Raw genomic sequence first — 23,242 nt, 5'->3', positions numbered from 1 at the left:
CCATCCGAACAGCAACTGGGGGAAAGATGCCTGTTCTCGCGGAAGACTTCACCCGCGCCATGACCCGCGTTCCCGGCCCGGTCGCCGTGGTCACCACGGCCGACGAAGCGGGGCGGCGCTGGGGTTTCACCGGAACCTCGTTCAGTTCCCTGTCCCTGGACCCGCCGCTCGTGCTGGTGTGCCTCGGAAAGAAGGCCAGCACCCATCACGCGTTCACGACGGCGTCCAGATTCCTGATCAACGTGCTCGGCCAGTCCCAGGAAGACGTGGCTTCGCGCTTCGCGACCTCGGGCGTCGATCGCTTCAGCGCCGGCGACGCGGTCCCCGTCGAACACGGGCTACCCGGATTGCCGCAGGCGGTGGCCCGGTTGTCGTGCTCTGCCCATTCCATTCAGGACGGTGGGGATCACAGCATCCTCATCGGCCTCGTGGAGGCCGTGCACGTGGGCGACGGTGATCCACTGGTGTACGTCGACCGGGCGTTCACCCGGCCGGAGCCCCGGTGACGCCGGTGCGGGTCGCGATCCTCGGGACCGCGCACCCGCACCTGGCGGACCATCGGGCGGCGATCCGGCGCGATCCCCGTGCCTCCGCCGCCTCCGGGCTCGACCACGCCGACGCCGTCATCATCGACTCCGTGACCGCGGATCACCCGCGGTTGCTGCGGGCGGCGATCGCGGCGGGGAAACCCGCGTTGGTGGAAAAGCCCCTCGCCGCGACGGTCCCGGAGACCGCGGAGCTCACGTCAGTGATCGACGCGGCCGCGGTCCCGGTGACCACTGCCATGTTCCTCCGGTGCGCGCCCGCCTTGCGCGGGCTGCGCACTTTTCTCGCGGACGAAGCCGGCGGGCCGGTGACCTCGGTGCGGGCCCGTTTCTCCCATCCGGGGCTGCTCGACGGCTGGTTCCGCGGACGGACCGCCTGGATGCTGGACCCCGGTCAAGGCGGCATCGGCGGCTTCGCCGACCTCGGGGTCCATCTGCTCGACCTGCTTCTGTGGCTACGCCCGGGCGCCGGTCTTCGGGTCGTCTCCGCCGTCAAGGACCGGGCTCCGGGAATCGCCGTGGACGTCGGCGGAACGGCCCGGCTGGAATGGGACGGCGTGCCGGTGACACTCCACTGTGGATGGAGGTCGCGTCCCGGCGGCTTCGACGTCCGCGTCGACCGGGCCCGGGGATCGTGCACGGTCAGTGGTGGGCGGCTGGTGGTCGTCACCGGGTCCGGGCACCGGGCCGAGAACCACCCGCCCCCTGACGCGGCCGCTGTCGTCCCCGCCTGGCTGGACCAGCTCCACGGCGTCGCGAGCTGGGAACCGCCCACCAGTGGCGACATCGGCCGGTGCGCGAGGCTGCTGCAGGAGATCGACGCCGCGGCGGGCTGAGGGGTGGGGTCGCGGCGGTCCGGCCCGCCGCGACCCCCGAGCGGCTACGGGACTCGCGCTGTCGCAGGCTCGCTCTCGCCGGACTTCCGGTCGTCCCCGGGGGCGGGCGACTCGGAAGTCCTGGGGTGGACGAGAGTGATCAGCAATCCGAGAAGCATTCCCGCCGCCGCGAGCAGCACGGCGACGAATCCGCCGTCGGCCGAGGCGATCCGCGCCTCCTCACCGGAAAGTCCGGCGGTCCCGGCGTTGGCGACGGCGATCAGGACGGCCAGGCCGATCGCGTAACCCAGGTTCAGCGTGGTGGTGGCCATCCCGTTGGCGACGCCCTGCTCTTCGGGGGCCACGCCGGACGACGCGGCGATGAACATGGCTGTCCACACGAGACCCTGGCCCACACCGGAGACGACCAGGCCGGGCACCGCGACCAGGTAGGAACTGTTCGCGTCGAAGCCGATGGCCAGCGCGGCGGTGCCGACGATCCCGATGCCGAAGCCGATCCACAACGTCGGACGGACCCCCAACCGGGTCGCGATCTTGCCGCCGAGCTGGGTGCCGGTCGCGATGGCCAGCGACGGGACCAGGAAGGCGAGCCCGGTCTCCAGCGCGGAGAACCGGTGGACGCCCTGGAACAGGGTCGTCAGGAAGTACGGCAACGCGCCGAAGGTTCCCATGTAGATGAAGGTGACCGTGATCCCCACGAGGAGACTGCGGTTGCTGAACAGCCGCAACGGCATCAGCGGATCGGAGCTGCGCGCCTCGATGAAGGCGAAGGCGATCAGCAGGAGAACCGCCAGAACGGCCGCGACGATGATGCCGACGGAGTTCCACCCGTCCTCGGGGCCCTGGACCAGGACGTACACCAGCAGCGTCGCGCCGACGGTGACCGTCAGCGCACCCGGGAAGTCGAACTTGCGGGAGTCGGTCCGGCGCTCGTCACGCGGGATGAAGTACAGCGCGGCGAGAGCCACGATCCCCGCGAGCGGGACGTTGACGTAGAAGACCGCGGGCCAGCCGAATCCCTGGGTGAGGAGCCCGCCCAGCAGCGCTCCCACCGTGAGACCGCTGGCCCCCGCGCCACCCCAGACGGCGAGTGCCTTGTTCCGGCGGGGGCCTTCTTCGAACAGGGTGTTGATCAGGGACAGCGTGGACGGCAGCAGCAGCGCGCCGCCGATGCCCTGCACGGCGCGGGCGACGATGATCATCGTCGGGCTGGTGGCGAGGCCGCCGGCGAGCGAAGACAGCGCGTAGAGCGTCAACGCGATCACGAAGACGCGGCGGCGCCCGAACAGGTCCGCCGCCCGGCCGCCGAACAGCAGGAAGCCACCGGCGAAGACGGCGTAGGCGCCGACGACCCACTGCAAGGTCTGATCGGAGAAGCCCAGGTCCGCGCCGATCTCGGGAAGCGCGACGAAGACGATGTTCAGGTCGAGGGAGAAGATCAGCTGTGCCAGCGCGAGCAGCGCCAGGGTCCAGCCGAGCGAACGGTGGCCCGCCGCTGTAGAAGGTGACGACATGGCACGCGACTCCAAGTTCAGGTCAGCAGAAGTACGACTGTACGAAATTTAACGTACTATCGAGCTGAGTGGAACCCGGGCCACGGGATCAGTTCGAGAGTTGACGTACCGTAGTCGTAGGACGACCGTACGATAGTGCGCGTTCGGCCGCACAATCGTCTACACTCGCGGCATGATCGCCCAGCACCCCGAACGTGACCAGATCCGACTGGAGAACGTGCTCGCGGCCTTGGGCAACCCCATCCGGCTCAACATCGTCCGGATCCTCGCCCAGCGCGGGGAACAGGCCTGCGGGACCGTCGGCGCGGACCTGGACGCCACTATGTCGAAGTCCACCCTGACCCACCACTGGCGGGTGCTGAGGGATTCCGGCGTGATCTGGCAGCGTCCGGCCGGACGCGAAAACCTGCTTTCGTTGCGCACCGAGGACCTCGCGGAGCGCTACCCGGGCCTGCTGCCGTCGATCCTCGGCTGCGCACAGGAAACAGAGAAGGCTCCACTGACTGCCTCGGCGGGCTGAGCCTGCCGTCAGGATAGGCTTTACGAGTAACGGAAAACCGCTCGGCTCACCCACCCGACCCGTTGGCCGGGGCGGGCGGCGCGGCGGGAATCCGGCCCGACTCCGGTCCGGCATTGGCGTCGAAGGACATGCCGGAGTAATCGGGGTCCAGCACGGAGATCGCGTACGTGGCGGGCGCGGCCACCATGGCCGCGACCCCGACGGCCAGTCCGGCGGTGACCAAACGGGGCGAGGTGGTCTTGACCACGCGCACCAGGACCAGCGCGACGACAGCGGCCACGCCCAGCGCGAGCGCGCCCCACTTCGCCCACGGCAGGAAATCCGGGTAGTGCGACCACAGCCACGCGGCCCAAGCCACCTCGGCCGCCACCGCGAGTGGCAACAGCCAAGCCTGCTTGCCACCCTCCCGGTACGCCCGCAGGAACAGCACGATGCCCAAGGCGGAGAGCGCGGCGACCGCCGGCGTGAGTGAGGCCACGTACGCGGTGTGCGGGACATCGGCGACGCTGAAGACCAGACCGAAGGTCAGCAGCCACACCCCCCACATCACCAGCCCGCCGCGCACCGGATCGGTGCGCTCCGCCCCGTGCCGCCGCCATAGTCCGCACAGCAGGGTCAGCAGCGCGAGCGGGTACAGCCAGCCGACGGCGACGGCGAGGTGACCGTCGAATAGCTTGGCCCAGCCTCTCTGGACCGGCCTGCTCGTCGCCTTCGTCGGGTCCTCCTCGGGATTTCCCCGCTTGGTGGGAAGGATGTCGCGTTGCGCGGCCGGCTGCTGCGGGTCGATCGCGCCGCCGTTGTTGTCGAACTTCCTGGCGCCGGGCAGCTGGATGCCGAGGTGACCGACGCCGTTGTAGCCGAACACCATGGCGAAGGCACTGTTGTTCGTGCTGCCGTCGACGTGGGGCCGGGAATCGGTCGGGGTGAAGGTGTACAGCGCGATCCACGACAGTGACACCGCCAACGTCACCACACCCGCGACCACCACGTGCTTCACCCGGCGACGCAACTCAGCCGGCGCGCTCAGAAGGTAGCCGATCGCCAACGCGGGCAAGACCATCCACGCCTGCAGCATTTTCGCCTGGAAACCCAGTCCCACCCAGACACCGGCCCACACCAGCGACCGCAACCGCCCCTCCAGCACCGCCCGCTGATAGGCGTCGACAGCGAGCACCAGGCACAGCACCAGCGCGCCGTCCTCCATACTGTGCCCGAACATCGACGCGGCGACCGGAGTCACGGCGAAGATCCCGGCCGCCAGCAGACCGGGCACGACGCCGGCCCAGCGCCGCACCACCCGGTACATCACCAGCACCGAGATGACGCCTTCGATCACCTGCGGCAACGCCAGCGACCAGGCATGGAACCCGAAGACCTTCGCCGAGACCACTTGCGGCACGAACGAACCCGCCAGCTTGTCCAAAGTGGACGTCGCGTCCACGGCTCCGAACAGGAACGCCGTCCAGCTCCCGGACATGCTCTTCACGGCGTCCGAATACAGCGGTGCGAAGTCCACTATCGGCAGATTCCACGCGTACAGCACCGCCGCCACCGCCGCGATGCCCAGCAACAGTGGCCGGGCCCAGCGCGGCTGGTCGGCCGGTGAACGCCACACCGCCCAGCGCGGGGACTCGCTCTGGGACACGACGTCCTGGGACAACGGAAGGCGGGCAAGTGTTCCGGACACTCCGATACCTCCAGGCGCGGGCAACCGGCCGAGTCATTTCAGTGCATTCCCCAGTGCGCGAATTCGTCCCGTACGCTACGGCCGGAACTCTCGCGGACTTCGACGTTATCCACGGATGATCGTCACCCATACCGCCGATCGGATTCGTCGGATGACGTGCGGTCGTCCGGCCACGGCGACGGCGCGGCCCCTCCCGCCGGGAATGAGATAGCGTGACCTGCTTATTTGTCAAAGAAAAGAATGTTCGGTGACGTGGATTGGGGAATGCAGCGGGAACCGGCGGTTCTCGAGCGCTCAGCCGGCGGGGGTGTCGAGCGTCGACACGCGTGCCCGACCAGAGCTATCGTGTGCTGTCGAGAAGGGCCTGACGATGACAACGACGGTGCCGATCGAGTGGTCGTTCGCGTCGGCTCCCGCGGACGAAGCAGGGGACAGCCGCGACCACACCGAGCGCCCATGACTACCGTGCCTGGATCAGTCGAGACGTTCGACACTCGTAATCCTGACGAGGCCGAGGCGTTCATGAGTGTCGCCTACTCCAGGATGCGCCTCGGTGCGGCAGGCGAAAACACCCGCACCCACATCACCCGCAGCGTCGTGAATCCGGCGATCATCTTTGACGACGCCGACAACAGCTTCGAGATCGGCTTCGTCGCCGAACCGCCCGACCGGATCATCATCTGCGACGTCGTCGGCAACACCATCACCAGATCCGCTGACGGTGACGAAGAGACTTTCGGCCCCGGTGACCAATACCTGATCGCCAGGCCGGGCATGTCCTACGCCGGCGCGGGACACGCCTCCCACGTGCGACTGACCATGATCGATCCCGCCGTGCTCGCGCACCTGGCGGCGGACGATGACGCCGCCGAGCCGATCCGCCTGCTCGACCACCGGCCGGTCTCCCGTCAGGCGCAGCTGCGTCTCCAGCGCGGCATCGCCGTCGTACGCGACACCGTGATGCCGGTGAACGACGCGCCCCTGATCGTCTCGAGCGCCGTGAACCTGCTCGCCGCGGTCGTGCTCAGCACCTATCCGAACACGCTGGTCAGCAATCCCTCCCAGGAGCGTCGCGACGCCCACCCCGGCACCGTGCGCCGGGCCATCTCGTTCATCGAGGCCAACGCCGATAACGAACTGTCCCTGGCGGCTATCGCCCGCGCCGCCTATGTCTCACCGCGGGCGTTGCAGCTGGCCTTCCGTCGCCACCTCGACACGACGCCGATGGCCTACCTGCGACAGGTCCGCCTCAGCCATGCGCACGACGATCTTCGCACCGCGACCGGTGAGGGGTGGGACACCGTCACTTCGATCGCCGCACGCTGGGGATTCACCTCGTCCCAGTTCAGCCGGCGCTACGAAGCCACCTACGGCCAACTCCCGAGCCGCACTCTTCGCGCCACCACGTAGCCTTGTAAACAGAAGCGCCGACACGATCTTTGGCCGGGGGAGCGGGATCGCACATTCGCCAGGAGCTTGTCGATTCGGTCCCCAGGGACCTGAGTGCAACCCGTGAACTGGACACGAAAGAGCCCCTGACCTGTACCTGAGGTACAAGCCAGGGGCTTCGTCTGTCCGTCGGGCTGACAGGATTCGAACCTGCGACCCCTTGACCCCCAGTCAAGTGCGCTACCAAACTGCGCCACAGCCCGGACCGTTTCGCGCTCCGTGGAGTGCGATGTGAGTACTTTAGCGGGTCCCGAACAGGGGCTTGCACCCAGGGGTCACTGTGTTTCTGAGCTGGGAAAACGGACCGTGAGGGCCGCCCTGCCGCAATCAGGCGGCCCTCACGGAGTCACTGTGGGTTGCCGGCGTGCGTGAGGGTCTGCCAGGCGACGAACAGGCTGTTGGTGCCGGCCGGGCGCTGGCGCAGGGTGAGCGCCTCGGTGTTGGCCATGGTGAGCCCGAGGCGGGTGTGGAGGTGGTTGTAGCCGACCTCGGTGACCGGGCCCAGGCCTAGCTTCAGGCTGCCGCCGCACAGCCACGACGGGACGGCCGCGCCCAGCTGGTACTTCGCGTGGAAGCCGAGGCCTTCGCGGAGGCGGTCGGCGATCTCGGGGTAGAGGTCCTGGCCCTGGATGCGGGTGGTCTCGGCGAAATCCGCGATGGCGGCGAGGCCGTAGCCGGTGTGGGTGAAGTCCCGGCAGGTCTCCTGCGAGAGGCCGTTCACGAACGTCGTCTGGCCCTGCCAGTACTTCACGATCTTGTCGCGGGTGTCCAGGCCGCTGCCGGGCGCGGTCTTCGGGAGCGCGCCGTCGCTGGTCAGGTAGAGGTAGGCGGGGACGCGGGCGCGGAACTTCGCGACGGCCTTGTCGTAGCTCGTCTTGTCGTCGAGGAACACGGCGATGCCGATCGCGGCCTCGGTCATGCTGAGTTCCCAGTTTCCGTTGCTGTGACTGCCGTTGATGACCTTGGGCAGGTACACAGTCCGGAGCATGGTGCCGAAGCGGCCGGAATTCGGCCAGCCGGTGTAGGTGTGCTTGATGATTTCCGCGGCGCGCGGCCACGAGGAAGCGGACCAGGCCGACTGCAGGGGAGCGTTGCTGTTCGTGTGATCTTTCAGGACCGCGGACCAGGCGTCCATGATCTCGATCGCCTTGGTCGCGTATTTCGTGTCGCGGGTGATGTACCACGCCAGAGAAAGGGAGTACGCGGCGATCGCGTCCTGCCGTTCATCGGTACATCCGATATTCGGCTTCGAATAGGGGCCGCATTCGACGACGGCGCGCGGTTTCGGTGACCGGGACAACGAGGCGTACGGACTCGACAGCATCGCGTCGTAGGCCTGTTTCCACGGTTGCGCGCCGGCTTGGACCTTGGCGCGCACGAAGTCCAGTTGCGGGCGGCTGACCAGCACGCCGGGGTGGGCGAAGGTGGCGGGCGCGGACTGGGCGGGGGCGCTGAAAAGGCCCAGTGCCAACGGGACGAGCGTGGCCAGGGCGAGCAACTTCTTCGGTAGGGACATGGTTCTCCTCGGGCGGGTGTGAGCCAGGTCACCGGCGGCGTGCGATTCAGTGTCATGGTCTGAACCAGTTGCGTCAAGACCTTAATTCGCCTCGAAAAGAAAGAATTTCGTCGTTGTTCAGCGGGCTGAACAAAGCGTTCGGCCCGCTGAACGAATCAGTGTCGCCAGGGGGTGACGAAAGCCGGGCTTCCGATCGGATAAGTGCCGATCAGCCGCCACGTCGCGCGTTCGTAGGCTTGGATCGCGTCGGCGCTCTGCGACGCGACATAACAATGATCGCCGACGACGGAGAAATGCCGGGGCCATTCACCGGTCCCGTGATCGGCGACGGCCTTCGGGAGGACGCCGTCGAAAGCGAACTCCGTGATCGCCTCGGGACCCCGGTTCGACAGGTGCAGCCGGTCGTCGTGCAGCGTGAGCTGTCCGGGAAGGTTGTCGCCACCGGGAGCGAGCGTCGCGGGGATGGAGGCCTCGACGGCGAACGTGCCCGGCGGGTCTTCGCGCACTGTCAGCAGCGAAGCTGCCAGTTCGCCGACGACGTAGGCGTGGTTCGTGCCGGGGCGCCGCACCAGCTGGCGCGGGCCGGTCCCGGCGGGCAGCGCCGACACCGACAACGGGATCAGGTCGCCTTCCTCGCCGAGGCGGTAGCTGCGGATTTCGTCGGCGCCGAGGTCGACCGCGCTGATCAGCGTGCCGGTCTCGTCGAGCACGGCCATGTGGACGTGCGCGGCTTCCTGCCGTTCGGTGACCGGCCCGGTGCCTTCGTGCCGGACGAGGGCCGTGCGCACGGTGGGCACGCCGTCCGGACCCAGCGCGAACGCGGCCAGGCTGCCGCCGCTGTAGTTGGCGCACAACAGGAACCGGCCGTCGGGAGTGATCGCCAGATGACACGGATCCGCTCCGCCGGTCGGGAGCGCGTTCAAGATCTCCAAGGTCCCGTTCTCGGCCACCGACACGGCGGTGATCGCGCCTTCGGCCGTCTCGTTCACGGCGTAGAGCACCGGAAGCGAGGGATGCGGGGCCAGCCAGCTCGGTGAGTCGAGTTCGAGCGAGCCCGCCGGAGTCAGCTCCCCGGTCCGCCCGTCGCGCCAGAAGGTCCCGATCCCCTCGCCGTTTCCGTCGCTCGCGGCGGTGTAGGAGCCGACGATGAGCAGAGTCCGGTCGTCGTTCGCAGAAGTCACGAGGCACACTGTGCAGCAAGCCGAGGTGGAGGAGAATCCCTTTTGACCACATCCTGCGCGATCGTTTCGGGAGCGGCGTCCGGTATCGGCGCGGCGACCGCCGGCTGCCTGGCCGCGGCCGGGCACACCGTCGTCGGCGTGGACATCACCGAGCAACCCGGGCTGGAGCACGCCGTCGTCGGCGACGTGTCCGACGAGGACACCTGGCGGCGGGCCGTCGAGCTCGCCGAACGGGTCTGCGGCGGGGTCGACGTCCTGATCAGCAACGCGTTCACCTCCGTGGTGGCGCCGTTGCACGAGCTCGAAAGGGCCGACTGGGACCGGCAACTGGACGTCAACCTCGCGGGCGCGTACCTCGGCGCCAAGGCCTGTCTGCCGTCGTTGCGGGAGCGCCGGGGATCGATCGTGCTGGTCTCGTCGGTGCACGCGCTGGTCGGACTGCCCGGGAGGCCGGCCTACGCGGCGAGCAAGGGAGCTTTGGTCGCGCTCGGCCGTCAGCTGGCCGTCGAGTACGCGCCCGAGGTCCGTGTGAACTCCGTACTTCCCGGCCCGATCCGGACTCCCGTCTGGGACCGCGTGTCCGAGGCCGACCACGCCCGCGCCGTCCGGGCGACTCCGGCGGGGCGGCTCGGGGATCCGGCAGAGGTCGCCGAGGTGATCGCGTTCCTGGCTTCGCCCGCGGCCTCGTTCGTCACCGGGACACAGCTGGTAGTGGACGGCGGCTGGACCGCGACGAAGGACTCGGTCTAGGTCGTGCGTGGTAAGGACGGTTGGGGCGGACCGGTCTTCGCCTGCCTGCATGGGGCTGGGCGTCCGGTCGCGGATCAAAGGTCGTGCCGGTCACGACCGGTGGCAGATGAGGTGACGGGGGAGGATTCCGGACGTCCAACGGCCGGAATCCTCCCCGCTCGACCGCACCGGCATCCAGCGCAAGCGTCACCCCGAGCCGGGTGTGGAGGATCTGGGACGGTGAATGTCCCAAATCCTCCACACGCGATCACCGGTCACCCAGTGGGTAGGTAAATACGAGTCCGTTGGAACCGTCCTTACCACCCACGAGTCCCTTACTTCAGCGAAGTGTCCACCGCGGTCATGAGCGCGCCGGTGTCACCCGACATCTCCCAGGCCATGACTCCGAGCAGTCCCTTGGACTTGAGCCAGGCGACCTTCTGCTGGATCGACCAGGCGTCGTCGAAGGTCCACCATTGTCCGCCGTTGCCCGTGTAGCACGCCGTGGCCACGGCCGCGGTGTCGTGCTGGACGGTGCAGTTCGGGACACTGGCCAAGAGATTCGCGTAGCCACGAGTACCTGCTTCCTCGGCAAACTGGCCCGGCGCCGCGCCTGTCGCGCTCTGCCATTCACCCTTCTTCCCGCCGTCGGCGACCCCTTGCCAGCCTCTCCCGTAGAAGGCGAGCCCGAGGGTCAGTTTCCGTGGATTGGCCCCGGCGTTGGTGTAGGCGGCGATCGCCGACTCCACGCTGAACTTGAACTTGTACGGGTCGTCCGCGTCGGGGTAGAGGTTCCCTTGGTGGCCGGTCATGTTCGGCTCCCACGAGTTGTCGCTGCCCGAGCCGTGGAAGTCGTAGCCCTGCACGTTGGCGACGTCGAGGTAGTCGAAGATCTTCGGGATCTCCCAGCCGCCGCTCACCTTCGCCGGGTCGGCGGGGGTGAACGCCTGAAGCTCGTACCGCTTGCCGGTGGTCGCGCCGTAGGCGTCCATCTGCGTGCGGAACTCGGCCAGCAGAGCCGTCAGGTTCGTCTTGTCGTTGGCGCTCCAGTGGTTCCCGGGGTGACCGTCGGGGCTGCCCGGCCACTCCCAGTCGATGTCGATGCCGTCGAAGATGCCGGCGGCCGTGCCCGGCCCGCCCGCTCCGCCGTACGCCTTGACGTTCCCCTTCAGGTACGTGTCGATGCACGACGCGACGAACTTCTGCCGCGAAGCGGCGGTGGCCGCGACGTCGGAGAAGTACTTCGAGTAGGTCCAGCCGCCCAAGGAGATGAGGACCTTCAGGTTCGGGTACTTGGCCTTGAGCTTCTTCAGCTGGTTGAAGTTGCCGCGCAACGTCTCCCAGCCGGTGTCGCCCACGCCGTCGACCGACTGGGACGGGGACATCGGCCGCGAGTAGTCGGCTTCCGCGTCGCCCGCGCCGTCACCCTGGCTCGGGTCCTGGGGATTCGACGTCGTTCCCTTGGTGACACCCGAAAGGCAGGTGTGGTTGACCGGGTCGATGTTCCCAAAGGCGTACAGCAGATGCGTCAGCTTGGCGGCCGATCCGTTGGACACCAGGTTCTTGACGAAGAACTGGCGGCCGTAGATGCCCCACTGGACGAAGTAGCCGACCCGGGCGTACCCGTTCACGATGTCGCCGGTGCGAGCGCTGACTGCGGGGCTCGCGGCGGAGACGTTGTCGTACCCGTCACGGGCTTTGACCGTGAAAGAGTACGAAGTGGACGGTGAAAGCCCGCTCACCGTCGCGGTCGTCCCGTTCACCGTGGTGGCGAGGTTCGAGCCGTTGTAGACGTCGTAGGAGACGACGCCGGTGTTGTCGGTCGAGGCGTTCCACGCCAGCGCGACGGAACTGGACGTGACCGCGGTCGAGCGGAGGTTCGACGGCGCGGTCGGCGCCTGGGTGTCGTCGCTCGGGTTGTTGGTGGTCACCGCCAACGCCGCGGTGGGCGGGGATTTGGCGTCCTTCCGGTCCTTGGCGACGACCGTGAAGCTGTAGGCCGTGTTCGGTGTCAGCCCGGTGATCCTCGCTTCGGTGCCGGTGACCGTGGTCGCCAGCGTCGTGCCCTGGTAGACGTCGTAGCCGACGACGGGCAGCGAGCCCGGCGCCGCGGCGTTCCAAGCCAGCGCGGCGGTCGTGGTCGTCTTCGCCACGAGGCGCAGGTTGGCCGGGGTCGACGGAGGCGCGTCGCCGGAACCGTCGCAGTTGCCGTCGTCGATCCGGCAGGTGGTCGGGGTGACCCCGGAACTGAGCTGGAACGTCGGGCTGTAGGGATAGGTCGAACGGCCCGGCCCGAGTGACTTGATGTAGAAGGCCGGGGTGAGGGTGACCTGGTTGCCCGATTGGGAAACCGTGGCGTTGGAGCCGTTCGTGGCGGTCACGCCCGCGGGGACGGTGAAGGTGATGGACCAGTCGGCGACGGTTTCGCTGCTGGGGTTCGTGACGGTGTACTCACCGGTGTTCCCGGTCAAGGCGAGGACGGCGCGGAGGCGGCCCGCCGCCAGTGCCGGAGTACCCGCTGCCACGAGGAGCCCGGCAGCGAGGAGTGTCACGGTGAGTGCGCTGAGTAGTCGTTTTCTGGTGCGTCTCATGGCGGTTCTCTCCAAAAGAGGCGGCGAGACTGACCTGCTCGGAAAATGGCGCGCGTGGTCTAGACCACAGATGAATGTAGCGCGGCACGCATAAAAGGTCTAGACCGATTCGTCGGTCGTGAACCCGTTCGGCGCCGGATGCGGACAACAAGTGACACTGACGAACGGCGAAGGGCGGTTCATGAGCTCATCTGGGGCGGATCCGGGCGATCCGGAGGACGCGGAAGTGATAGCGAGGTCGGTGACCGGCCCGGACTGGTTTTCCGTCATCTTCGACCGGCATGCCGCGCACATCCACCGCTACCTGGTCAGACGCATCGGGCCCGCGGCCGCGGAAGACGCGCTGGGGGAGACGTTCCTGATCGCTTTCCGCAAACGCGAGGGATACGACACCGAACGCCGCGACGCCCGGCCGTGGCTCTACGGCATCGCGACCAACCTGGTCGCGCAGCGGCGCCGCGACGAGGTACGGGAGCTGAAACTGCGCGAAGCCCTCGGTCCGCCGCCCGACGAAGAAGGGCACGCCGAACGTGTCGCCGATCAGGTGACCGCCGAGGCGATGGGGAAACTGCTGGACTCCGCGCTCGCGGAACTGGCCGACGGCGACCGCGACACCCTCACGTTGTTCGCCGGCGAAGGCCTGAGTTACGAGGAGGTCGCCGCGGCGCTGGGCATCCCGCTCGGCACCGTCCGCTCGCGGCTCAACCGTGCCCGCCGCAAGGTCCGAGAGGCGCTCGGGTGCCCGGACACCCCGATTTCGAAGGAGATCTCCACCCATGGATGAGCTGCAGCTGATCGCCGAGCGGACGAAGTCGGTGCCACTCGCGGATTCCGGCGCACTCGGCTCGGCGCGCGCGCGATTGACGGCCGAAATCGCCGCCGCCGAAACGGAAAACGTGGTGCCGCTGAAGAAAAGGCCGCGCTGGGCCTGGATCGGTGCCGGCGCGGCCGGTCTCGCCGCGGCGATCACCGCCGTCGTCGCGCTGGCACCGGTCGAGAAGGTCGGGCTGGAGCCGCCCGCGGCCGCCGCGGACCCCGTCGTCGTACTCCGCAACGCCGCCGCGGCCGCGTCGAAGGCATCGGACACACCGCCGAAACCGGACCAGTTCCTCTACACGAAGACCAAGCAGCCTGACGGAGAACGAGAAGCGTGGCTGTCGGCCGACGGCACCCGGGACGGGCGGATCAGGATGGCGGACGGCTCGCTCTTCCCGCTCCCGGGCTGCCGGAACGGACAGGCGCAGGTCTACAAGGGCGATCAGCCGCTCAAGGGCGTCATGGAGCCCTGCACGCCATCACCCGCCTACCGGACGGATCTCCCCGTCGACGTCGAGGCGATGTTCGCCTACCTCGACGCCAACCACAGCGGTGAGACGGGTGACTACAACGCGATGGGCAAGGACGTCCTCGCGCTGGCGAACGAGACGCTGCTCACGCCCGCCGCCCGGGCGGCCCTGTTCGGCGCGGCCGCCAAGGTGCCCGGGCTGCGCGCCGTCGACCACACCGAGGACGCGGCGGGCAGGCCCGGTGTCGGCATCACGTGGCCGCTCAGGCCGCAAGACGACCCGAAGGTGGCGAAGCCGGTAGTGCTCGTCTTCGCCGCGGACACCTTCGAGTTCCTGGGCACGAATTCGACCGCGGTGACCGCGTCCGGTGTGGTCGACCAGGCCGGTCAGCGCCCCTGAGGGATCAGCGGCCGGTGAAGGTCGCCTTGCCGGGACCGTCGGCCAGGAACGACTTCACCGCGCCGCGCAGGTCCTCGGTGTCGAAGAGCCCGGCGGCGATCGTCGTGATGTGCTCGTTCGCCTCGGCGACGCCGCCGTGCTCATAGTGCTCGAGGACCTTCTTGGTCGCCGCGTGCGCCCGCGTCGGCCCCTGCGCGAGGTCGGTCGTGAAGGCGCGGACCGCCTCGTCGAAGCCGTCCACCGGGAGCACCCGGTTCACCACGTTCCAGCGTTCGAGGGTCGCGGCGTCGTAGGTAGCGCCGGTCATCACGAACTCCTTGGCGCGGCCGACGCCGGCCCGGGCGGCGAGACGCTGCGTGCCGCCCATGGTCGGGGTCAGGCCGACGACCCGCTCGACGAGGCCGAACTTGGCCTTCTCGCTCGCGAGGATGATGTCGCAGGCGACCGCGACCTCGAAGGCCCAGGTCAGGCACAGGCCGTGGGCGGCGAAGACGGTGGGGAACGGGAGTGCGGCGATCCGGTCCGGGATCGCCAGCATCTCGTCGAAGAGCACCTTGGCCTCGGCGGCGCTCGCCTGGGCGTCGAACAGGGAGACGTCGACGCCGCCGCTGACGATCTTCCCCTCGGCCCGGATCAGGGCCGCGCGCGGCGGTGTGGCCTCCAGGGCACCGATCGCCTCGCCCAGTTCGTCCTGGAGGTCCGCCGTGTACAGGTTCAGGGGCGGCGAAGCGATGGTCAGGACGGCGAGGCCGTCTTCACGGTCGAGGCGGATCGAGGTGGCCAAGGCGGGTTACCTCCCGGTAGGTCGTTTTCCCGTGACCCTAGCCGGAGGTCGACGCGAGTTCGTCCCATTGCGCCTGTGCTTCTGGTCGCCATTCGACGTGCATGCGGTGGAAAAGGTCCGCCGCGCGCACGCCGCTCCACCCGTCGGGGAGAAGTTTCAGCGGGAGACGCGGATCCAGGAACGGGAAGCTGCGCCATTCGTGGACGAGTTCGGTCTGCGCGCGCAGGACACCGTGTTCGCCGGACGGATGGGTTCCGGTGAAGCGGTCGATGAAATCCTCGTAGCGGTCCTTGAGATCGCTGAGATCCCAGGACCGGCTGACCATCGTCTCCTGGTCGCCGACCTCTCCGTACGCGGCGGTGAACGACATCGCCTGCGCGTCGAGGCCGAGTTCCTGCACTATCTGCTGCGCCTCGCGCTGGCGGCTGAGATCCGGGCTGACCCAGACACCCGCCACCGGCGAGCCGAATCCGGCCCAGGTCAGGCGTGTGCGCAGCCGGTGCCGGAGATCCCGCTTCGCTTCGGGGACCGACACGATCAGCATCAGCCAGCGGTCGTCCCAGGCCTTTTCCTCGTTGCCGAAGGCGTAGATCCGTTCAGCGCCTTCGGTAAGAAGCCGTCTGCCTGGCGGCGTGAGCGACCAGCGCACTCTTCGTCCGACGCGTTCGGACACGACCCAGCCCTCCGCGGAGGACCGGGCGAGCGCCTGGCGGGCGGACTTCTCCTCGATGTCCAGCACTCGCAGCGCTTCTACCAGTGTCGACGTCCAGATCGATTGGTCACGGGGCAGGACGTACTCGCCGAGGATCGTCATCAGCAGCGATCGCGCACTGGCATGACTGACTTCGCGCCGCCTGCTCAACGTCGGCCTACGGGTACCGCCTTTCTGCTGGTGGACGACGGGGACCGGGGTGGCGGAGTCCGCCATTTGCTGTCACCGACCTCTAATGCTCGGGGGGAATTCGTTCGGGTCCAGAAGAACGTCCAGGCTACCCACGTTCCGTGATCGCTTGGATACTTGCCACTCTTCCGAGGGACCACGAGCTGTTCAATCGGTCCCCGTAGACTTACCGATCTCATGAGCGCCACACTCGTTGCCAAGGATCTCGCCGCCGGCCACGGCGACCGTGTTCTGTTCTCCGGTCTCGACCTGGTCGTCGCCCCCGGCGAAGTGATCGGTCTCGTCGGCGTGAACGGCGCGGGCAAATCGACCCTGCTCAAGACCCTCGGCGGCCTCGTGCCGCCGGAGGAGGGCAGTGTCCGGCTGAACCCGCCGACGGCCACCATCGGTCACCTTCCGCAGGAGCCGGAACGCCGCGAGGGTGAGTCCGTCCACGCGTTCCTGTCGCGCCGCACCGGCGTCACCGCCGCGCAGGCCGCGCTCGACGCCGCCACCGAGGCGCTCACCGCGGGTGAGCCCGGAGCGGACGACGCCTACGGTGTGGCGCTCGACCGCTGGCTCGCGCTCGGCGGGGCGGATCTGGACGACCGGGCGGGCGAGGTCGTCGCGGATCTCGGGCTGACGGTCACTCTCGACCAGCCGATGCTGTCGCTGTCCGGCGGGCAGGCGGCCCGGGCGGGAATGGCCTCACTGCTGCTGAGCCGGTACGACATCTTCCTGCTCGACGAGCCGACCAACGACCTCGACCTCGACGGCCTGGAGCGGCTGGAGCGATTCGTGACCGGGCTGCGCGCCGGGACCGTGCTGGTCAGCCACGATCGCGAGTTCCTCGCCCGCACGGTGGACCGTGTCGTCGAGCTCGACTACGCCCAGCAGCAGGTGCGGACCTACGGCGGTGGCTACGAGTCGTATCTGGAGGAGCGTGCCGTCGCGCGGCGGCACGCGCGCGAAGAGTACGAGGAGTACGCGAACACCAAGGCCTCCCTCGAAGCCCGCGGCGCGATGCAGCGTTCCTGGATGGAGAAGGGCGTCAAGAACGCCCGGCGCAAGGCCACCGACAACGACAAGGTGGGCCGCAAGTTCCGGAGCGAGGCGACGGAGAAGCAGGCGTCGAAGGCCCGCCAGACCGACCGCATGATCGAACGGCTCGAAGTCGTCGAGGAACCGCGCAAGGAATGGGAACTGCGGATGGAGATCGCCGCCGCGCCCCGGGCGGGCGCCGTCGTGGCGACCCTGCGCGGCGCGGTGGTGCGGCGGGGCGAGTTCACCCTCGGGCCGGTGGACCTGCAGATCGACTGGGCCGACAAGGTCGCCATCACCGGGGCCAACGGCGCGGGGAAGTCGACCCTGCTCGCCGCCTTGCTCGACCGGGTCCCGGTCGACGAGGGCGCCGCGTCCCTCGGCTCCGGCGTCGTGGTCGGGGAGGTCGACCAGGCCCGGAAGCTGTTCCTCGGCGACCTTCCGCTCGCCGAGGCCTTCGCCCGTGAGGTCCCGGAACTCGCCGACGCCGACGTGCGGACGTTGCTGGCGAAGTACGGCCTCAAGGCCGCGCACGTCCTCCGGCCGGCGGCCACGTTGTCGCCGGGGGAGCGGACGCGGTCGGCGCTGGCGCTGTTGCAGGCGCGCGGGGTGAACCTGCTGGTGCTCGACGAGCCGACGAACCACCTCGACCTGCCCGCGATCGAGCAGCTGGAGTCGGCGCTCTCGGACTATCCGGGGACGCTGCTGCTCGTGACGCACGACCGGCGGATGCTGGACGCGGTGGCGACGACACGGCGGCTGGAAGTGGCCGACGGGAAGGTCACCGAGCTTTGAACGGCCCGCGCCGGATGTCATGAAAGGGTCTTTCAGGACGTTTCTCGTCCTGAAAGACCCTTTCATGACATCTGCGAAGAGGTGTGGGTCAGCCCTTGGTCGCGCCGCCGGTCAGCCCCTTCACGAACTGCTTCTGCAGAGCCAGGTAGAAGATCAGCACCGGCAGGGTCGCCAGGAACATCAGCGCGAACACGCTCCCGAGGTCCGCCTGGTACTGGCCGATCGAGCGGTAGATCCCGGTGGTGACCGTGGTCCCCTGGCTGGGGCCGAGGATGATCAGCGGGTCGATGAAGTCGTTCCAGATCCACACGCCGAGGAAGATCAGGACGCTCGCGGTGGCCGGGCGCAGCAACGGGAACACGATCCGCCAGAACACCTGCGCTCTGCTCGCCCCGTCGAGCAGAGCCGCCTCCTCGAGTTCCACCGGAACCCCGCGGACGAACCCGGTGAACACGAAGACGCCGAACGGCACGTAGTACCCGACGTTGAACAGCACCAGCCCCTGCAGCGTCGCCATCATCCCGGTCAGCCGCAGCACCTCGGTGACCGGGATCAGGATCACCTGCGGCGGGATCATCAAACCCGCCAGCAGGATCAGCGCGAGCACCTTGGTCCAGCGCTTGTCCGAGCGCGCCAGGTAGTGCCCGAGCATCGCCGAAAGCACCGTCAGCACGAGGATCGACAGCAGGGTGACGAGCATGCTGTTCGCCAGGCTCACCCAGAACAGGCCGTCGGGCCGGGTGAGCACGGCGTGGATGTTGGTCAGCGTCGGTGGCAGCGGGACCGACGCCGGCTCCCGGGCGATCAGGTCGCCGGGTTTGAAGACGTTGACGAGCACGTAGTACAGCGGCACGGAGAAGATCGCGCTCACCAGGATCGCCACGGCCGGGCGGAGCCACGAACGGCGTGCACTGTCCCTTGTGGTCACAGGTCGACCTCCCGCCGCCGCAGGAACCGCAGCACGATCGTGGTCAGCGTCGCCACGATCACCAGCATCACGACGGCCATCGCGGAGGCGTAGCCGACGTGGTTCGCGTCGAGGCCGGTGGCGAGGACGTCGAAAGCGATGGTGGCGGTGGTCCCCGAGCCCGGCCCGCCGTTGGTGACGACCTTGACGTAGTCGTAGGTCTTGAACGCCGAGATCAGCAGGACGACCGTGTTGATCGTCAGCGACGGCGCGAGCAGCGGCCAGGTCACCGCACGGAACCGCCGGACCGGTCCGGCGCCGTCGATCTCCGCGGCCTCCAGCAGTTCGGCCGGGACGCCCTGCAGGCCCGCGAGGTACACGACCACGCAGAACCCGAGCATCTGCCAGCAGACGATCGACGCGACCGAGTACAGCGCGAGATCCGGGTCCGAAAGCCAGCCCGGCGGATGCTCGGCGCCGAGCGCGCGGAGGACGTCGTTGACCGGTCCCCGGTCGTCGAGCAGCTTCGTCCAGATGATGCTGACCACGACCGAGCTGAGGATCACGGGCGTGAAGAACACGCTCCGCAAAGCGTTGTACAGCCAGCCTTTCCGGTCGAGCAGCAACGCGACACCGAGTCCGAGGACGTTCGGCACGACCACCACGATCAGGGTCAGGATCGTGGTGACCCGGAGCGCGGTGAGGAACTGCTCGTCCTGGAAGAGCAGTTTGTAGTTCTCCAGCCCCACGAACTCCGACGGCGGGTTGAACGGATTGTGGTTCGTGAGGCTGTAGCCGAAGCTGATGAGGATCGGCGCCATGACGAAACAGAGATAGATGACGACGCCGGGTGCGCCGAACGAGGCGAAATGCCATACCCGCGGCAGGATCGGTTTTCTCGCCATCGCGGGGTCAGCGCGCCTTCGCCCACTCGGCGTCCAGGAACGCGCACGCGTCGGCCACCGTCTTGCGGCCGGTGATGACGTCCTGCGCGGCCTGGTAGACCTTGTCCTTCATCCCGGGCAGGAGCCCGTCGTCCGCGGTTTCCCAGCTGAACGCGTTCACGACGGCGTTCTTCGCCACGGCGTCCCGGTAGAGGTCGTAGCCCGCCTTGAAGACCGGTCCGGCGTCGGACGGCGGTGTGTAGCCCTTGATCGCGGGGAACAGGCCGTCGGCCTTGACCGAGGCGTCGATCTGCTCCTTGTCGAGCTGGAACGCGAGCGCGAACTTCCTGGCCGCGTCGAGGTTCGAGGACTTCGCGTTGACCACGATGCCGCCGCCGGTGTAGGCGGGGACGACGAGTTTCCCGTCCTCTGAGGGGAAGTTGAAGACGCCGATCTCGAACGGCGGTTTCTTCGCGTCGGCGCTGGCGGCGAACCAGTTGCCCATCGGGTACATCGCGCCCTCGCCGTTGAGGAAGGCCGCCTCGGTCGCCGAGTAGTCCCGCGAGACCTGCGTCTTGTCGATGTAGCCCTTGGCGACCAGGTCGGCGAACTTGCCGAACGCCTGCTGGAAGGCAGGGTCGGCGAACTTGACCTTGTCGGCCCGGCGCTGGGAAAGCCAGTCCGGGGTCTTGCCGTAGACCTCGACGCTGACCAGTCCGTCCAGCAGCATCGCGGACGGGAAACCTTCCTTGCCACCGCCGATGGTGAACGGCGTGATGCCCTTCGCCTTCAGCTTCTCCGACGCGGCGAGGAGTGCGTTCCAGGTCGTCGGCGCCGCCGTGATCCCGGCGTCGGCGAAGAGCTTCTTGTTGTAGTAGATCGGCGGAATGGTCTGGGTGTTGGCGGGCAGCTGGTGGTGTCCGCCCTTGATCGGGTTGGCGCCGGGGAACTGGAAGTCCTTGAGCTCCTCGGGCGTCCACGCGTAGAGGTTGCCCGATTCGGCGAATCCGGCCGAGTCGACGGCGATGGCGACGTCGGGGAACTGGCCGGATTGCAGCAACTGCTTGGCATAACCGGTGCGATCGGTCGACGGGGCGACCAGCTTCTTCACGCCGAGGCCGGGATTCCGGTCGGTGACCCGCTTGATGGCGGAGTCCCAATAGGACGGTGGCAGGTTCGGCGTTTCGAAGGTCAGGAAGGTGATCTCGCCGCCGGTGCCGCCGCCGACCGTGCAGCCGGTGAGGCTCGCGGCGAGGAGGAGCGCCGCTCCCCACGCGAAGGACCTTCTCATGCCCCAGTCACCCTTCTCGCGGCGTCGCACAGACGACGGCATTCGATCGGATGTCTAGGGGGATGTCAAGCGGCAGGATGGGCCTTTTGCGAGCGAGAGCAGGCTATACGTCAGACCTATTATGCCGCTGGGAGCTTCGTCAGCCGGATTACCGCGCTGGCGAAATCGCCGTCCGGCAGACCCGGGAACAGGCCGTGTGCCAGCAACGCCGCGCCGTGGCGCACCTGTCCGGTGTCCTCGTCGCGGTACCGGGCCGCGGGGTCGAGGCCGTCGAGCCGGACTGGTCGTTCGTGAGTGTGGAAATGTGCCGCTTGCCGGAACACGAACACCACCGCGTGCCCGCCGTCCGCCGCGACGTACTGCAGCGCGGAGACGCCGTCGGTGGCCGGCGGCACGAGCCGGTAGAGCCCGCCGTGCTGGACGACCGGCCGGATTTCCTTGTACAGCGCGATCTGTTCGCGCGCGTAGCCGAGGTCCTCCTCGGGCCACTTGACGATGTCGCCGCCGATGCCGAGCACCCCCGCCATCGCGACGTGGAACCGGAATCGCAGCGGGGTGGAGCGCCGGGTGACGAAATTGGGGTCGTCGGTGACCCACGCGGCCATCGCGCGCGCCGGGTACACGTGGCCGTGGCCGTGCTGGATGACGAGCCTGTCGAGCGCGTCGGTGTTGTCGGACGTCCAGACCTGGTCCGTCCTGGCCATGACGCCGAGGTCGATCCGCCCGCCGCCACCGCTGCACGCCTCGATCCGCAGCCCGGGATGAGCCGTGCGCAGGCGGTCCATGATCGCGTAGACCGCGCGGGTGTGCTCCACCCAGAGCCGGTCCTGGTCAGTGTCGCCGGGCCAGCCCGCTTCGCTGAACGGGCGGTTCATGTCCCACTTCAGGAAGTCGATCCCGTGCTCGCCGACGAGGCTGTCGAGCGTGCCGAACGCCCACTCGGCGACGTCCGGGCGGGCGAAATTGAGCACCAGTTGCCGTCGCAGCTCCGACCGTGTCCTTTGTGGATGGTGCAGGACCCAGTCCGGATGCGCGCGGTACAGATCGCTGTCCGGGTTGACCATCTCGGGTTCGACCCAGAGCCCGAACTTCATGCCGAGCCGGTGCACTTCGCCGATCAACGGTTCGAGGCCGTCGGGGAACTTGTCCCGGTTGACCTGCCAGTCGCCGAGCCCGGCGTGGTCGCTGGCGCGGGCGCCGAACCAGCCGTCGTCCATCACGAACAGCTCGACACCGAGCGCCGCCGCCTTGGCCGCCAGCTCGCGTTGCCCGGCTTCGGTGACGTCGAAACCCGTTGCCTCCCAGGAGTTGTAGAGCACCGGCCGGAGTTCCTCAGGGTGCGGGAGGACGTGGTCGAGGGTGTACGCGTGCCAGGCGCGGCTCGCGGCGCCGAACCCGCCGTCGGTGTACAGCCCGGCGAAGGCCGGCGTGGTGAGCGTTTCGCCGGGGAAGAGCCGGGGGACGACGCCGTCCTGGCCGAAGCCGCCGGTCACGGTGAGCCTGCCGGTGGACGAGCGGGTGGTGGTGATCCGCCACGAACCGCTCCACGCGAGCGCGGCGCTGTAGACCTCGCCGTGCCGTTCGGTCGCCTCGCCGTCGTCGAGCATCACCCACGGATTGGCGTGGTGGCTGGTGATACCGCGCCTGCTGCCGAACGTGGTCTCACCATGGGGAACAGGCTCCCGCAGCAACTGGCTTTCGGCGGCCCAGCGTCCGGTGACGTGGCTGATCCGGTAGTCCGGTCGGACCGGCAGGACCCAGGTCGCCGAGTCGGCCCGGACGACCTCGATCGGGCCGTCCGGGCCGTCGTGGGTGAGTTCGGTCCAGCGTTCGACGACGTCGGTGCCGGCCGGGACGCGGTAGCCGAGCGCGATCCGCAGGGGGTAGTGGCGGTCGCGGAAGTGCACGAGCAGCTGTCCGCCGTCGATGTCGTGGCCGAGGTAGCGCCATTCGAGGGCGCGGGTCCCGTCGGCGAACCGGAGCTGGAGGGCGGGGGTCCAGTAGCGGGTTCCGCCGTCCGCGGCGAGTTCGTCGAGGCCCTCGTTGGGATCGTTGAAGGCGTCCCAGCGTTCCTTGGTTCGAGGGAGGACGTCGGCGAGCTGGTCCGGGGTGAGCGCCGGGCCCCAGTAGACGTGCGAGGGCGCGTCGTCCTCGGTCAGCCTGAGCGCGTAGCTCGTGGCCGCGGTGCGGATGAGCCAGGACCGGGTGCTCTCGTCGTGAACGATCTCTGCCACGCCGCCATCCTGACGCCGAATCCCGGTGGCGGCCAGATGGCTCCCGGTCGGCGGTACATCGGGTAGTGGGCCGGGGTGGGGGGGGGTGGTGGGGTGGGTGGTTGATATGTAACAGAAACAGATGACACAGGCCGACCACCCGGCCCTCGCCCAGGGGAGACTGGGAGACCAGG

19 protein-coding genes and 1 tRNA gene are annotated in these 23,242 nt (G+C 68.5%); 8 read left to right on the top strand and 12 right to left on the bottom strand.

Going from position 1 to position 23,242, the window contains the following annotated elements; genetic code table 11:
* The first annotated feature begins 26 nt into the window (after nucleotides 1-26).
* A complete protein-coding gene (locus AB0N89_RS21635; protein WP_364207062.1) occupies nucleotides 27-506 on the top strand; it encodes a flavin reductase family protein in 480 nt (159 codons plus the stop codon).
* On the top strand, nucleotides 503-1,381 hold the full coding sequence (locus AB0N89_RS21630) for a Gfo/Idh/MocA family oxidoreductase (protein ID WP_364207060.1): 879 nt from the start codon (nucleotides 503-505) through the stop codon (nucleotides 1,379-1,381). The genes AB0N89_RS21635 and AB0N89_RS21630 overlap by 4 nt, the downstream gene beginning before the upstream one ends.
* A 44-nt stretch (nucleotides 1,382-1,425) precedes the next feature.
* On the opposite strand, the gene AB0N89_RS21625 is transcribed toward AB0N89_RS21630, so the two are convergent.
* Nucleotides 1,426-2,895 (bottom strand): MFS transporter, encoded by a 1,470-nt coding sequence (locus AB0N89_RS21625; protein WP_364207058.1) that lies wholly within the window; start codon nucleotides 2,893-2,895, stop codon nucleotides 1,426-1,428.
* Between the two features lie 172 nt (nucleotides 2,896-3,067).
* Here AB0N89_RS21625 and AB0N89_RS21620 point away from each other — a divergent pair, with 172 nt between their 5' ends.
* Nucleotides 3,068-3,415, top strand: a complete 348-nt coding sequence (locus AB0N89_RS21620) for a helix-turn-helix transcriptional regulator (protein WP_364207056.1) — start codon at nucleotides 3,068-3,070, stop codon at nucleotides 3,413-3,415.
* 46 nt (nucleotides 3,416-3,461) lie between these two features.
* Here the strand turns inward: AB0N89_RS21620 and AB0N89_RS21615 are convergent, their stop codons facing one another.
* On the bottom strand, nucleotides 3,462-5,102 hold the full coding sequence (locus tag AB0N89_RS21615) for a glycosyltransferase family 39 protein (protein WP_364207054.1): 1,641 nt from the start codon (nucleotides 5,100-5,102) through the stop codon (nucleotides 3,462-3,464).
* 522 nt (nucleotides 5,103-5,624) lie between these two features.
* Here AB0N89_RS21615 and AB0N89_RS21610 point away from each other — a divergent pair.
* A complete protein-coding gene (locus AB0N89_RS21610; RefSeq protein ID WP_364207052.1) occupies nucleotides 5,625-6,512 on the top strand; it encodes a helix-turn-helix transcriptional regulator in 888 nt (295 codons plus the stop codon).
* Between the two features lie 168 nt (nucleotides 6,513-6,680).
* On the opposite strand, the gene AB0N89_RS21605 is transcribed toward AB0N89_RS21610, so the two are convergent.
* The 3 genes from AB0N89_RS21605 to AB0N89_RS21595 form a co-directional block, all read right to left on the bottom strand.
* Nucleotides 6,681-6,754 (bottom strand) — tRNA-Pro (locus AB0N89_RS21605).
* 143 nt (nucleotides 6,755-6,897) lie between these two features.
* Nucleotides 6,898-8,067 carry an alginate lyase family protein gene (locus AB0N89_RS21600; RefSeq protein ID WP_364207050.1) on the bottom strand — a complete coding sequence of 390 codons (1,170 nt, stop codon included), beginning with the start codon at nucleotides 8,065-8,067 and terminating at the stop codon, nucleotides 6,898-6,900.
* Nucleotides 8,068-8,222: 155 nt separating this feature from the next.
* Nucleotides 8,223-9,248 carry a lactonase family protein gene (locus AB0N89_RS21595; RefSeq protein ID WP_364207048.1) on the bottom strand — a complete coding sequence of 342 codons (1,026 nt, stop codon included), beginning with the start codon at nucleotides 9,246-9,248 and terminating at the stop codon, nucleotides 8,223-8,225.
* A gap of 42 nt (nucleotides 9,249-9,290) precedes the next feature.
* On the opposite strand from AB0N89_RS21595, the gene AB0N89_RS21590 reads away from it, so the two are divergent.
* On the top strand, nucleotides 9,291-9,998 hold the full coding sequence (locus AB0N89_RS21590) for an SDR family NAD(P)-dependent oxidoreductase (RefSeq protein ID WP_364207046.1): 708 nt from the start codon (nucleotides 9,291-9,293) through the stop codon (nucleotides 9,996-9,998).
* Nucleotides 9,999-10,312: 314 nt separating this feature from the next.
* Here the strand turns inward: AB0N89_RS21590 and AB0N89_RS21585 are convergent, their stop codons facing one another.
* The gene (locus AB0N89_RS21585; protein ID WP_364207044.1) at nucleotides 10,313-12,529 is read right to left on the bottom strand and encodes a glycosyl hydrolase family 18 protein; all 2,217 of its coding nucleotides are present in this window, start codon (nucleotides 12,527-12,529) and stop codon (nucleotides 10,313-10,315) included.
* Between the two features lie 220 nt (nucleotides 12,530-12,749).
* On the opposite strand from AB0N89_RS21585, the gene AB0N89_RS21580 reads away from it, so the two are divergent.
* Both AB0N89_RS21580 and AB0N89_RS21575 read left to right on the top strand, forming a co-directional pair.
* Entirely contained in the window at nucleotides 12,750-13,352 is a 603-nt protein-coding gene (locus AB0N89_RS21580) for an RNA polymerase sigma factor (RefSeq protein ID WP_364207042.1), read from the top strand.
* Nucleotides 13,345-14,253, top strand: a complete 909-nt coding sequence (locus AB0N89_RS21575; RefSeq protein ID WP_364207040.1) for a CU044_5270 family protein — start codon at nucleotides 13,345-13,347, stop codon at nucleotides 14,251-14,253. The genes AB0N89_RS21580 and AB0N89_RS21575 overlap by 8 nt, the downstream gene beginning before the upstream one ends.
* A 4-nt stretch (nucleotides 14,254-14,257) precedes the next feature.
* Here the strand turns inward: AB0N89_RS21575 and AB0N89_RS21570 are convergent, their stop codons facing one another.
* Together AB0N89_RS21570 and AB0N89_RS21565 are read right to left on the bottom strand one after the other, a co-directional pair.
* Nucleotides 14,258-15,037, bottom strand: a complete 780-nt coding sequence (locus tag AB0N89_RS21570; protein WP_364207038.1) for an enoyl-CoA hydratase/isomerase family protein — start codon at nucleotides 15,035-15,037, stop codon at nucleotides 14,258-14,260.
* A gap of 37 nt (nucleotides 15,038-15,074) precedes the next feature.
* Complete coding sequence (locus tag AB0N89_RS21565; RefSeq protein WP_364207036.1) at nucleotides 15,075-15,965, bottom strand: PaaX family transcriptional regulator C-terminal domain-containing protein; 891 nt, start codon at nucleotides 15,963-15,965, stop codon at nucleotides 15,075-15,077.
* A gap of 150 nt (nucleotides 15,966-16,115) precedes the next feature.
* Here AB0N89_RS21565 and AB0N89_RS21560 point away from each other — a divergent pair, with 150 nt between their 5' ends.
* Entirely contained in the window at nucleotides 16,116-17,753 is a 1,638-nt protein-coding gene (locus AB0N89_RS21560) for an ABC-F family ATP-binding cassette domain-containing protein (RefSeq protein WP_364207034.1), read from the top strand.
* 88 nt (nucleotides 17,754-17,841) lie between these two features.
* Here AB0N89_RS21560 and AB0N89_RS21555 read toward each other — a convergent pair whose 3' ends face one another.
* The 4 genes from AB0N89_RS21555 to AB0N89_RS21540 form a co-directional block, all read right to left on the bottom strand.
* Nucleotides 17,842-18,681, bottom strand: coding sequence for a carbohydrate ABC transporter permease (locus AB0N89_RS21555; RefSeq protein ID WP_364207032.1), 840 nt, complete (start codon nucleotides 18,679-18,681; stop codon nucleotides 17,842-17,844).
* Nucleotides 18,678-19,565 carry a sugar ABC transporter permease gene (locus AB0N89_RS21550; protein ID WP_364207030.1) on the bottom strand — a complete coding sequence of 296 codons (888 nt, stop codon included), beginning with the start codon at nucleotides 19,563-19,565 and terminating at the stop codon, nucleotides 18,678-18,680. The genes AB0N89_RS21555 and AB0N89_RS21550 overlap by 4 nt, the downstream gene beginning before the upstream one ends.
* Before the next feature lie 7 nt (nucleotides 19,566-19,572).
* Nucleotides 19,573-20,835: an extracellular solute-binding protein gene (locus AB0N89_RS21545; protein WP_364207028.1), complete on the bottom strand. Its 1,263-nt coding sequence runs from the start codon at nucleotides 20,833-20,835 to the stop codon at nucleotides 19,573-19,575.
* Between the two features lie 119 nt (nucleotides 20,836-20,954).
* Nucleotides 20,955-23,069 (bottom strand): alpha-galactosidase, encoded by a 2,115-nt coding sequence (locus AB0N89_RS21540; RefSeq protein WP_364207026.1) that lies wholly within the window; start codon nucleotides 23,067-23,069, stop codon nucleotides 20,955-20,957.
* Between the last annotated feature and the right edge of the window lie 173 nt (nucleotides 23,070-23,242).

Origin of the sequence: Amycolatopsis sp. NPDC089917, from assembly GCF_040684635.1 — a bacterium.
Classification (GTDB): domain Bacteria; phylum Actinomycetota; class Actinomycetes; order Mycobacteriales; family Pseudonocardiaceae; genus Amycolatopsis.
This window is presented reverse-complemented; position numbering and strand designations above follow the sequence as displayed.

Coding starts and splice junctions, on each gene's coding strand:
- AB0N89_RS21635 (WP_364207062.1), top strand. CDS start 27: ATGCCTGTTCTCGCGGAAGACTTCACCCGCGCCATGACCCGCGTTCCC.
- AB0N89_RS21625 (WP_364207058.1), bottom strand. CDS start 2,895: ATGTCGTCACCTTCTACAGCGGCGGGCCACCGTTCGCTCGGCTGGACC.
- AB0N89_RS21620 (WP_364207056.1), top strand. CDS start 3,068: ATGATCGCCCAGCACCCCGAACGTGACCAGATCCGACTGGAGAACGTG.
- AB0N89_RS21610 (WP_364207052.1), top strand. CDS start 5,625: ATGAGTGTCGCCTACTCCAGGATGCGCCTCGGTGCGGCAGGCGAAAAC.
- AB0N89_RS21600 (WP_364207050.1), bottom strand. CDS start 8,067: ATGTCCCTACCGAAGAAGTTGCTCGCCCTGGCCACGCTCGTCCCGTTG.
- AB0N89_RS21580 (WP_364207042.1), top strand. CDS start 12,750: ATGAGCTCATCTGGGGCGGATCCGGGCGATCCGGAGGACGCGGAAGTG.
- AB0N89_RS21575 (WP_364207040.1), top strand. CDS start 13,345: ATGGATGAGCTGCAGCTGATCGCCGAGCGGACGAAGTCGGTGCCACTC.
- AB0N89_RS21565 (WP_364207036.1), bottom strand. CDS start 15,965: ATGGCGGACTCCGCCACCCCGGTCCCCGTCGTCCACCAGCAGAAAGGC.
- AB0N89_RS21560 (WP_364207034.1), top strand. CDS start 16,116: ATGAGCGCCACACTCGTTGCCAAGGATCTCGCCGCCGGCCACGGCGAC.
- AB0N89_RS21550 (WP_364207030.1), bottom strand. CDS start 19,565: ATGGCGAGAAAACCGATCCTGCCGCGGGTATGGCATTTCGCCTCGTTC.
- AB0N89_RS21545 (WP_364207028.1), bottom strand. CDS start 20,835: ATGAGAAGGTCCTTCGCGTGGGGAGCGGCGCTCCTCCTCGCCGCGAGC.